Genomic DNA, 9,910 nt, shown 5'->3' with positions numbered 1-9,910 from the left:
GTTGTTGAGAGCCGAAGCCAGGATTTGCACCCCCTGCGCGTTGATCCGTTGCAACACGTTCTTGAGTGAAACGCCGTCGACTTTCTTCGCGCCGCTCCACCATGTCGAATGCGTGGTGATGCTGGACGCCCCGAGCGCTTCGAGCATCGCCCGATCGAAACGAGCTTCGCCGGGGGCGTTGGTGTGCTCGATCTTGCCTGTCACCACCAGCAGCACCGGTCCATCGGGCTGTGGCAGGAGTTCCGCCGCTTTGCCCGGGGCCGAAGCGGCCATGAAAGCGAAAACCATCACGATAAGGTAGCGCATTGCTCCCCTCCCATCGCCGCGCGCAAACGACTCGAAGCGAAGTTGGCTCAGAAGTTGACGCTATAATGATACAGACTTTCCTATCAGAAACCATAGGGTTTACGCAACGCCAGTCACCTGCATGAGGCGGAGCCACACGGACGACGACCGCGGTCAATTGCGTGTGAGGCGAAGCACGCCATTGGGCCAAGTGCGGGCGTAAGCCTTGTGATAGCGATTCAGTATGCCCTATATCTTCCCAAGTTTCGCCTTTTAGCCGAATCCGGCATCAAGGAGCAGGAAATGCACAAATTCGTTCTTTCGCTGGCGGGCTTCGCCGCACTTGTCTTGGCCATGCCAGCGGCCGCCGAACCGGTTGCCAAGACCAAGACCGGCATTGACTTGACCCAATCCTTTCCCAACGAAACCTATAGCCAATACTACCGCCGCGGCGGATATTACGGCCGCCCCTATTACGGTCGCCCCTATTATGGCCGCCCCTACGGCCCGTATTACCGCTCCTATAACCCTGGCGCGGCCGTGGCCGCCGGCGCCGCCGGACTTGCCGCCGGCGCGCTCATCGGCAGCGCGATCGCCAATCAGCCGGCCGCCGTCCCGGCTCCTCCCGGTACCGTAAGCCCATCCGTGGCTGCCTATTGCGCGCGCAGGTACCGGTCCTACGACCCCGCGAGCGGCACCTATTTGTCGAATAACGGCATGCGGTACGTCTGCACCTATCCGTAATAACATGTCATTCTAATGGAGCCGGTGCCGACCAGCGGTCCGCACCGGCTCTTTCTTTGAGTACCGCATGTGGCCCGCCCGTGTGCTCTTCGAACCGAATACGCCCACCGCTATGGCCGTGAGAATACGGCCGTTTGACAAAGGTCGGGTCGCGGCTACGATGACCGCATGAACCATTTTGCCATCATGCCTCGAGGCCTGCTCTCCGCAGGTTTGCTGATCGCACATTCCTAAGCCTCCGGGCTCAGAGGAGCGCGATTACGCGCCCTTTTCCGGAACGGTTCATCCTCTTCTCAAAAGCAGCGCATGTTCCGCTCGGCGACGTCCGACGATGCGCGTGACCATCAGGAGCATTCCCATGAATACGCAAGTCGCCATCCGACGCGCGAAAGGCAAAAAGCCACCGATCAAGATGACACGTCTCGATCACGAGCGCCTCATCAAGCTGGCGGAGGTCGCCGCCGATCGAATGCCGGAGGTTTCGGATTATCTGTTTACCGAACTCGAGCGCGCTCGGATCATCTCGATCGGGACAGTCGATCCGGCTCTCGTCACAATGGGGTCCACCGTGACTTTCCGCGACGAGGAGACCGGCCGTACGGAGCGCGTCACCCTCGTGTTTCCCGAGCAGGCGAATATCGACGAGAAGCGAATCTCCATTCTCACGCCGATCGGAGCAGCGCTCATCGGCTTAAGCGCTGGGCAATCCATCACTTGGCCGACGCGTTCCGGCGCAGAGCACCGGCTGCATGTCGTTTCCGTCGAGCCCACGGCCTAGTTCCCAAATCCTGATAATTCCCTGCCCGACCGGGAATTACCGGGCTTGCAGCGACAACGTTCACGAAAGTGACGCGAAAGGGGTTGCGGAGACGGCCTTCGGAAGCTAATTGACCGGAAGCCTGAAAACGGCGTCGGAGCGTAGCGCAGCCCGGTTAGCGCACTAGTCTGGGGGACTAGGGGTCGGAGGTTCAAATCCTCTCGCTCCGACCATTAAACCTCCTGAAATAAAACAAATTTCGATCGGCGCCCCTGCGGCGCCCGTTGCCGTTGTGCTCGAAAATCCGCACGGTTCGTTTGCTGGCTGTCCACGTCCGGTGATGCATGTTCCGGCGGAAGCTCGCTGGGCATTGGATGGGGGCGGCTTTAAGCTTGCCGTCCGATCGTAGCCGAACCACCCCCTTTGGCATGGAGGAGACAGGCATGGACCGATTCACGGGCGGCTGCCTGTGCGGCGACGTCCGAATTGTGGCAACGGGATCCCCATACCGGGTCGGCCTTTGTCACTGTCTCGACTGCCGCAAGCATCATGGGGCGCTTTTTCACGCTTCCGCGATATTCCCTCAAGATGCGGTGACGATCGATGGCGAAACACGGGACTACGCCGGGCGGAATTTCTGTCCCCGTTGCGGCTCGTCCATTTTCGCGCGCAGCGCAGACGAAATCGAAGTGAACTTAGGATCGCTCGATGCCCCAGACCAACTGATGCCAACTTACGAAAGTTGGATCGTCCGTCGCGAGTCCTGGTTGCCGACGTTCCCGCTCACCAGACGATACGACCGCGATCGTGAGGCCACGAGTCGCTTCGAGGAGTGATCCGCACGAGCGGTGAGCATCCCGACGGTCGTACCATCGGGATGCTGGATTTCACGTTCGGTCGCGGTCGAGGCCAATGTCGCGCGATAGATGCGGACCGATTTTCGCACGCAATTGCCCCTGGTCCGAGGCGGCCACGTGGATGGTAGGAAGCCGACTGCGCCGCGACGGCGCCATCAGAAAAACGTCAATTCGGATATTGAACCAGGCAAGGGGGATTGTGATCTGCGTCATGAGTTCCTGCAGCGAATGAAAGGGCGGAGGCGCGGCGGACGCGCGAAGCGATGAGCTTGGGCATGAAACGCCTCCATGGCTGCAGGTTTGACGGATGAGAAAATCCGGTCGCGGTGCGACCGAACTAGAATAGCAATTTTCTGGACATTGAAAAGACCACCCGCCCCGTGTCGTCCGGAGGAGTCGCAAAGATGATGCCCGGAAGTCTTCGGCCTACTCGCCGCTGCTTGATTCCACCGGTGCCCGCAAGCCAGCGAGAACGCGCTCGCATTCGACCAGATCCTCAAACGCGGAACGCAGAAGGTCGAGATGCGTCGAATCGAGGCTGTTCGCTACCCTTGCAGCGTCGCCGTTGTGGAGCGGCGGCGACGCGCCGGTCTCCGCCTCGCGCGTATAGTCGTCGCGCTCGTGGAGTTGTGGCGCAGCGACCTGTTGTTCGCCCCGCGCGACGGATTGGACGAACCGGACGCCCTCTTCCTTGAGAATTCGCTGGACGCCCTTGATGGTGTAGCCTTCCCCGTAGAGAAGATGGCGAATGCCCTTCAACAACTCCACATCGTCGGGCCGGTAATAACGTCGGCCGCCGCCGCGTTTCAGCGGCTTGATGTGCGCGAAGCGCGTTTCCCAGAACCGCAACACATGCTGCGGTACATCGAGGTCTTCGGCGACCTCGCTGATGGTTCGGAAGGCATCAGGACTCTTGTCCATCGCGTTTCCTCATGCTCATCAATCATCCAGCCCGTTGATGCTCTCACCATTGATACGGGCTTTGAGGATGTTCGACGGTTTGAACACCATGACTCGGCGCGGATCGATCGGAACCTCCACGCCGGTTTTCGGGTTGCGGCCGACCCGCTCCCCCTTGTCGCGGACGATGAACGAGCCGAACGAAGACAGCTTCACCGTCTCACCGGAGGCTAGGCAGCCGCAGATCTCGGACAGGACCGTTTCAACCAACTCTGCTGATTCCGTGCGAGAGAGGCCGACCTTTTGGTATACGGCCTCGCTCAAATCCGCTCTGGTGACTGTTTTTCCAGCCATCAACGCCCCCCAAGCGCTTACTAAAATATGCTGCTGACTGATATGAGACAGTGACGCTATGCACAGGAGCGTCCCCGGTCAACCATCTAAATGATTGAGAACGTGCTCAAAAAGTCGATGCGGTAAAGCATTACCAACGGATCAGGGCGCTGCCCCAAGTAAATCCGCCGCCAATCGCCTCGATCATGACGAGGTCGCCCTTCTTGATGCGTCCGTCTTTGCAGGCGACATCCAAGGCGAGCGGAATCGACGCCGCCGACGTGTTGCCGTGACGGTCCACCGTGATGACGACCTTCTCGGGTGCAATGCCGAGTTTTTCGGCGCTCGCCGTGATGATCCGCTTGTTCGCCTGATGCGGCACGAACCAGTCGAGCTCGTCGGCGGTGATGCCTGTCGCGTTGAAGGCGTCCCGGATGACATCCGTCACCATGCCGACGGCGAATCGGAACACTTCGCGGCCTTCCATTCTCAGAACGCCCGTCGTCTTCGTGGAGCCAGGGCCCCCGTCGACATAGAGCTTGTCCCGATAGCGACCGTCGGAGCGCAAGTGCGATGTCAGCACGCCTCGGTCCGCCGAAGTGCCCTCGCCTTCCGCTGCTTCCAGAACGATGGCTCCAGCGCCGTCGCCGAACAGCACGCAGGTGGTTCGATCGTTCCAGTCGAGGATGCGCGAGAAGGTCTCGGCGCCGATGACCAATGCGCGCTTGTGCGAGCCCGATGCGAGAAACTTGTCGGCCGTTGCGACCGCGTAGACGAAGCCCGTGCAGACCGCCTGCAGATCGAACGCAGCGCCGTGGCTCATGCCGAGGCCGAACTGGATCTGGGTTGCCGTCGAAGGAAAGGTGTAGTCGGGCGTCGAGGTGGCGCAGATGATGAGATCGATGTCGGCCGGTGTGAGCCCAGCGTTGGCGAGAGCCGCCTGAGCTGCCTTGATGCCCAGGGAGGATGTCGGCTCGTTGTCGGCGGCGATGTGCCTTTCTTCGATGCCCGTACGCTGGACGATCCAGTCATGCGACGTCGCGACGACCTTTTCGAGGTCGCGGTTCGTCACGACACGCTCGGGCAGATACGAGCCGATGCCGCGAACGATGGAGCGAATGGGTTTCAAGCTGAGAGTCCTCAGGCCGGTTGTTCCAGCGGTCCATGCTCGAGCATGTCGCGGATGGTCTTCATCAATTCAAAACGAGCCATGTCGTAGGCTACATCGATCGCGCTGGCAAAGCCGATGGCGTCAGTGCCACCGTGGCTTTTCACCACAACACCCTCGAGGCCCAGGAAGACGCCGCCATTCACCTTGCGCGGATCCATCTTGTCCCTGAGGGCCGCGAAGGCCTGTTTGGCGAAGAGATAGCCGATCTTCGCCATGAGGGTTCGGCTCATGGCCGCGCGCAGATACTCGCCGATCTGCTTGGCCGTGCCTTCCGCGGTCTTCAGGGCGATGTTCCCGGTAAAGCCCTCGGTCACGACCACGTCGACCGTGCCCTTGCCGAGGTCATCGCCCTCGACGAAGCCCCGATAGTCGAGATGCGGAACAGGAACTTCCCGTAGGATGCGAGCCGCTTCCTTCACGGTCTCGATGCCCTTTATCTCCTCGGTTCCCACATTGAGGAGCCCGACCGTGGGGCGCTCGAGATCGAACACGATCCGGGCCATCGCAGCGCCCATGACCGCCATGTCCACCAGATGCTGGGCGTCCGCACCGATGGTCGCGCCGACGTCGAGAACAATGCTCTCACCGCGCAAGGTCGGCCACATGGCGGCAATGGCCGGTCGGTCGATGTGCGCCATCATTTTCAGGCACAGCTTGGCGGTCGCCATCAGGGCGCCCGTGTTGYCGGCCGACACCGCTGCGTCCGCGTCGCCGTCTTTGACCGCCTGGACCGCCTTCCACATGGAAGATTTGCCGCGCCCCATCCGAATCGCCTGGGCAGGCTTCTCGTCCATGGAAATGGCGATGTCCGTGTGGCGGATCTCGCTGACGGCCTTGAGTTTGGGGTGGGCGTTCAACAGCGGAGCAATGAGTGCTTCTTTGCCAAAGAACAGAAATTGAAGATCTGGATGGCGTTCCAGAGCGAGGGCTGCCCCTGGAACAACAATGGACGCACCGTGATCGCCTCCCATCGCGTCAAGCGAAATACGCACCGGCTTCGACATGGAGAGGCAGATCTTTCTGGGTCTCGGGAAAACAGGGCCGGAAAATAGCGGTTTGCGAGGGGAGAGCAACCGGTTTTTGGAACAGGGTCCGGCAACGGGAGGATGCCGGTCCGAGCCCTGCTCGTTCTCCTCCCCTGGCAGGCCCGATCTCGAATGTCGAAGCTACTTCTTCAGCTTCCCCAAAGCGGCGAAGGGTGATTCTTCCTTGGGCTCGTGACCCGGCTCGAAAGCGGCTCCCGGCTTGCGTGGATAGGGATCAAGTCCGAGGGCGAAGAACTCAGCCGTCAATGAACCGAGATCGATCCGGCCGTTCACGATCTCGTCCGGCGGATCGTATTCGCTGACTTCCACGGCGTGCTCCGGCTGGCGGGTGTCGGTCTCGGAAAAATCGACCTCCACGTCTTCCTCGATGATGGAATCGAACGGCTCCAGGGTGACGACACAAATCTGGGTGACGTCCGCCGTCACACGTCCGGCGACCCGAACGCCCTTCCCGGTCTTGGTCAGCGTGTAGTCGCCAATGAGCGAGCGGATTGCGGCGAGCTTGAAATCGTCTGCGAGTGCGGTGCATTCGGCGGGCGTCGCTTCGATCCTCATTGCCGCCCCGCGCGGGGGAAGATGCACAGCGTCGACCGAGCGGGTGAAAGGACCAACGGCATTTGGCGTCATCACGAGTTGCCCTTGAATGCTTCAGGTTGCGGGAAATCAAGTCCGTTGCTCAGGATTGAATCGAGAGACAATCCCTTGAAAGCCAAGTCGGCTGCGAGCGCATAACGCGCCAGGGCTTCGGCTGGTGCCTCGTCCCCTTTGACATTCCGCCCGAGGGCGTTCGCGAGCGCTATTTCGTTGCGCGCATCCAGGGTCCCGTCATAAGCTTGGGCGCGGCCGAGAAAGGCACTTGCCATGGACTTCATGCGCTTGGGAACGGTGGTATCGCCGACACCCATCTCTCTCAGGGCGGCGTCGAGATCGCTGAACAGTGCGTCCGTGAGGTCCGAGGCAACCTGGTCGGCCGGGCTCGGCAGCGGCCTCATGGCTCGCAGAGCCAAAACCACATGCAGACAAAGCGATTCGAATCGGCCCTCGAGCGTATCCGGAATGCCGAGCGCCTCATAAAGGCCCGGAGCGCGTGACGCTGCGGCAACGCGGGAATACAGGGTGCCGATCGTCACACGCCGTTGATCCTTACGGAAAAGTCTGAAGATCACTGGGCCTGTCCTGCCTTGTCAAAAGCGATGCCTCGGGTTACGCCACCGAGGTACGCCATCAGCATCCAGAGGCGCAAGCGTATCGGTGCGCCGCATCATTGGAAGTTCTACATGACGGGTCGTTTTTCTCCGATTGTCGTGCGCTTGGYCGCCGCGGCGCTTCTGTTTTCGCCGATCGTCGGCTGCAACTCGATGGGCGAAGAGTTCCAACGCGGTTACATCGTCGACGAGAATGCCGTCGCCAGCATCAAGAAGGGCATGAGCGCCGATCAGGTCCTCCAAACCCTCGGCACGCCGTCCACGGTTTCGACGGTCGGCAACAAGAATTGGTATTATATCAGCCAGCGCTCACGCCGCACATTCCAGTTCATGGGCGAGCAGGTTGTGGACCAGCGTGTCACCGCAGTCTATTTCGACAACGCCCTCAGGGTCGAGCGCGTGGCGCTTTACGGCCTGCAGGACGGCAAGGTGTTCGACTTCATTTCGCGCACGACGCCGTCGGGCGGCGAAGAATCGAGCTTCCTCGGCCAGATCTTCAAGGGCACCAACAACTTCAACCCATTCGGGGCGTAGCGCCTAAGCGCACGAAATAACTGAAAAAGGCCGGGTTCAACCCGGCCTTTTTCACGAATGGATGCGTCAAGCGGCACTGCGCCGGGCAGCCGCGACGCACAACGCGACGGCGACGGTCGCACCGATCATCGGCCAGCCCACGTCTTCGCGCAGGATTGCGGCCGCGAGGGCAAGTCCGAAGAACGGTTGGAGCAACTGCAACTGGCCGATCGCCGCAATCCCGCCCTGAGCGAGACCTCGATACCAGAAGAAGAACGCGACCAGCATGCTGAAAATGGACACGTAGGCGAGGCCCAGCCAGGCGGGCCCCCCGACATGATTCCAGGACGCGGGCGCGGCATAGATCGCAAGCGGAACCGTGACCGGGAGCGCGATGAGGAGCGCCCAGCAAATGACCTGCCAACCGCCAAGCGTCCGGGACAGACGCGCTCCCTCGGCATAACCGAGACCGCACACGAGGATGGCCGCAACCATCAACAGATCGCCTTTGGGAGAAGCGGCGAAACCCTGTGAGACGGCGAAGGCGACGACGAGCGCCGCGCCGAGCGCCGAAAAGGCCCAAAACGCCGCCGGTGGGCGCTCGCCGGCACGAAGCACGGCGAAGAGCGCGGTACATAGCGGAAGCATCGCGACGAAGACGATCGAATGGGCCGATGTGACGCTCTGTAGGGCAAAAGCCGTCAACAAGGGAAAGCCGACGACGACACCCAGCGCGACGAGCGCTAGCGAACCGAGTTGCTGCCGCGCTGGCCGACTTGCTCCGAGTGCCAATAGCAAGCCGGCGGCGAGAAACGCGGCGATCAGCGCACGCGCAACTGTCAGGAAGACCGGGTCGAAATCAGCGACCGCGACTCGGGTCGCGGGCAACGATCCGCTGAAGATCACCACGCCCAAGAGGCCATTCATCAGTCCGGCATTGGTCTTACCCATTCACAGGCCCTCCCACCCCATCTGTACGGATTGACTCACGCCACCATCCAGGAACACTTTGGTACAGTTTGACCATACTGTACTGGACAGCGGAGGAGTACAGATGAGTGTGCAGGAGGCCAGTGGGACACTGGTAGCCCGTGTCATGGAGGCGATCCGGAAGGGGATTACCGGGCACGCTCCCGCCCCAGGGGCAAAGCTGCCTTCGATCCGACGTGTCGCGACGACCATGGATGTGTCCAAGTCGACAGTCGTCGAAGCTTATGACCGGCTGGTGGCCGAGGGCGTCATCCGATCACGGCCCGGCGCTGGCTTCTACGTGGTCAGTCGGAGCGAACCCGCTGCGCTCGCCGTCGTCGGTCCCCAGCGCGATCGCGAAATAGATCCCTTCTGGATCTCGCGCCAATCCCTCGACGCGGATTCGATGGCCTTAAAGCCGGGCTGCGGGTGGCTTCCTCCTTCGTGGATGCCCGAGGAGGCAATCCGCCGATCGCTCCGTTCCGTTGCCAGGTCTCCTCATGCCGAGCTGACGCAATACGGATCGCCGCTCGGATCGGGCGCCCTCAGGCTGCTGCTTTCGAGGCGTATGGCTGAACAAGGGATCGAGGCGGCAGCCGACCAGATCCTGGTCACGGAATCCGGAACGCAGGCCTTGGATCTCGTTTGCAGGTTTCTGCTGCAGCCGGGCGACGCGGTCTTGGTGGACGACCCCTGCTACTTCAACTTCCACGCCATATTGCGGGCTCACAAGGCGTCGATCATCGGCGTTCCGATGACTCCGAACGGACCGGACATCGACCTCTTCGCACGCGTCCTCGATGAACACAGGCCCAAGCTCTACATCACCAATTCCGGCGTACAAAACCCGACCGGGGCCACGCTGTCTCCCACCAATGCGCACCGTCTCCTGATGCTGGCGGAGACTCACCGTCTCGCGATCATCGAAGATGACATCTTCGCCGATTTCGAACCGGATCCCGTCCCTCGCCTCGCGGCGCTCGACGGCCTGCGCCGCGTCATTCACATCGGCAGTTTCTCCAAGACCCTCTCGGCCTCGACACGCTGCGGTTACATTGCTGTGCGTCCCGATTGGATCGACGGATTGGTCGACCTGAAGATCGCGACCAGCTTCGGCGGCGCTCCTCTTG

Annotated in this window: 13 protein-coding genes and 1 tRNA gene; 6 read left to right on the top strand and 8 right to left on the bottom strand. The window is 61.3% G+C overall.

The window, feature by feature from the left end; genetic code table 11:
- Window positions 1–306: putative pterin-binding protein (locus AC1DT3_RS05270; protein ID WP_477464194.1), on the bottom strand; the 306-nt coding region annotated here is incomplete at its 3' end.
- A 282-nt stretch (window positions 307–588) separates the two neighbouring features.
- On the opposite strand from AC1DT3_RS05270, the gene AC1DT3_RS05265 reads away from it, so the two are divergent.
- From AC1DT3_RS05265 to AC1DT3_RS05250, 4 genes are all read left to right on the top strand, one after another.
- A complete protein-coding gene (locus AC1DT3_RS05265; protein WP_477464193.1) occupies window positions 589–1,029 on the top strand; it encodes a BA14K family protein in 441 nt (146 codons plus the stop codon).
- A 358-nt stretch (window positions 1,030–1,387) separates the two neighbouring features.
- Window positions 1,388–1,807 carry a nucleoside diphosphate kinase regulator gene (gene rnk, locus AC1DT3_RS05260; protein ID WP_477464192.1) on the top strand — a complete coding sequence of 140 codons (420 nt, stop codon included), beginning with the start codon at window positions 1,388–1,390 and terminating at the stop codon, window positions 1,805–1,807.
- Between the two features lie 134 nt (window positions 1,808–1,941).
- Window positions 1,942–2,019 (top strand) — tRNA-Pro (locus AC1DT3_RS05255).
- Window positions 2,020–2,229: 210 nt separating this feature from the next.
- On the top strand, window positions 2,230–2,622 hold the full coding sequence (locus AC1DT3_RS05250; protein WP_477464191.1) for a GFA family protein: 393 nt from the start codon (window positions 2,230–2,232) through the stop codon (window positions 2,620–2,622).
- A gap of 447 nt (window positions 2,623–3,069) precedes the next feature.
- Here the strand turns inward: AC1DT3_RS05250 and AC1DT3_RS05245 are convergent, their stop codons facing one another.
- From AC1DT3_RS05245 to AC1DT3_RS05220, 6 genes are all read right to left on the bottom strand, one after another.
- On the bottom strand, window positions 3,070–3,564 hold the full coding sequence (locus AC1DT3_RS05245; protein ID WP_477464190.1) for a MerR family transcriptional regulator: 495 nt from the start codon (window positions 3,562–3,564) through the stop codon (window positions 3,070–3,072).
- A gap of 18 nt (window positions 3,565–3,582) precedes the next feature.
- Window positions 3,583–3,897: an integration host factor subunit alpha gene (locus AC1DT3_RS05240; protein WP_477464189.1), complete on the bottom strand. Its 315-nt coding sequence runs from the start codon at window positions 3,895–3,897 to the stop codon at window positions 3,583–3,585.
- 130 nt (window positions 3,898–4,027) lie between these two features.
- Window positions 4,028–5,005, bottom strand: coding sequence for a beta-ketoacyl-ACP synthase III (locus AC1DT3_RS05235; protein ID WP_477464188.1), 978 nt, complete (start codon window positions 5,003–5,005; stop codon window positions 4,028–4,030).
- Window positions 5,006–5,016: 11 nt separating this feature from the next.
- On the bottom strand, window positions 5,017–6,051 hold the full coding sequence (gene plsX / locus AC1DT3_RS05230; RefSeq protein ID WP_477464187.1) for a phosphate acyltransferase PlsX: 1,035 nt from the start codon (window positions 6,049–6,051) through the stop codon (window positions 5,017–5,019).
- A 162-nt stretch (window positions 6,052–6,213) separates the two neighbouring features.
- The gene (locus AC1DT3_RS05225) at window positions 6,214–6,648 is read right to left on the bottom strand and encodes a YceD family protein (protein ID WP_477464186.1); all 435 of its coding nucleotides are present in this window, start codon (window positions 6,646–6,648) and stop codon (window positions 6,214–6,216) included.
- 71 nt (window positions 6,649–6,719) lie between these two features.
- Complete coding sequence (locus tag AC1DT3_RS05220; protein WP_477464185.1) at window positions 6,720–7,259, bottom strand: ubiquinol-cytochrome C chaperone family protein; 540 nt, start codon at window positions 7,257–7,259, stop codon at window positions 6,720–6,722.
- A gap of 111 nt (window positions 7,260–7,370) precedes the next feature.
- Between AC1DT3_RS05220 and AC1DT3_RS05215 the strand changes: the two genes are divergently transcribed.
- The gene (locus tag AC1DT3_RS05215; protein WP_477464184.1) at window positions 7,371–7,832 is read left to right on the top strand and encodes an outer membrane protein assembly factor BamE; all 462 of its coding nucleotides are present in this window, start codon (window positions 7,371–7,373) and stop codon (window positions 7,830–7,832) included.
- Between the two features lie 66 nt (window positions 7,833–7,898).
- Here AC1DT3_RS05215 and AC1DT3_RS05210 read toward each other — a convergent pair whose 3' ends face one another.
- On the bottom strand, window positions 7,899–8,762 hold the full coding sequence (locus AC1DT3_RS05210) for a DMT family transporter (RefSeq protein ID WP_477464183.1): 864 nt from the start codon (window positions 8,760–8,762) through the stop codon (window positions 7,899–7,901).
- Between the two features lie 103 nt (window positions 8,763–8,865).
- On the opposite strand from AC1DT3_RS05210, the gene AC1DT3_RS05205 reads away from it, so the two are divergent.
- Window positions 8,866–9,910: aminotransferase-like domain-containing protein (locus AC1DT3_RS05205; protein WP_477464182.1), on the top strand; the 1,045-nt coding region annotated here is incomplete at its 3' end.

This window comes from Microvirga sp. P4_G7, assembly GCF_056401005.1.
This window is presented reverse-complemented; position numbering and strand designations above follow the sequence as displayed.

Coding starts and splice junctions, on each gene's coding strand:
- AC1DT3_RS05265 (WP_477464193.1), top strand. CDS start 589: ATGCACAAATTCGTTCTTTCGCTGGCGGGCTTCGCCGCACTTGTCTTG.
- rnk (WP_477464192.1), top strand. CDS start 1,388: ATGAATACGCAAGTCGCCATCCGACGCGCGAAAGGCAAAAAGCCACCG.
- AC1DT3_RS05250 (WP_477464191.1), top strand. CDS start 2,230: ATGGACCGATTCACGGGCGGCTGCCTGTGCGGCGACGTCCGAATTGTG.
- AC1DT3_RS05245 (WP_477464190.1), bottom strand. CDS start 3,564: ATGGACAAGAGTCCTGATGCCTTCCGAACCATCAGCGAGGTCGCCGAA.
- AC1DT3_RS05240 (WP_477464189.1), bottom strand. CDS start 3,897: ATGGCTGGAAAAACAGTCACCAGAGCGGATTTGAGCGAGGCCGTATAC.
- AC1DT3_RS05225 (WP_477464186.1), bottom strand. CDS start 6,648: ATGAGGATCGAAGCGACGCCCGCCGAATGCACCGCACTCGCAGACGAT.
- AC1DT3_RS05210 (WP_477464183.1), bottom strand. CDS start 8,762: ATGGGTAAGACCAATGCCGGACTGATGAATGGCCTCTTGGGCGTGGTG.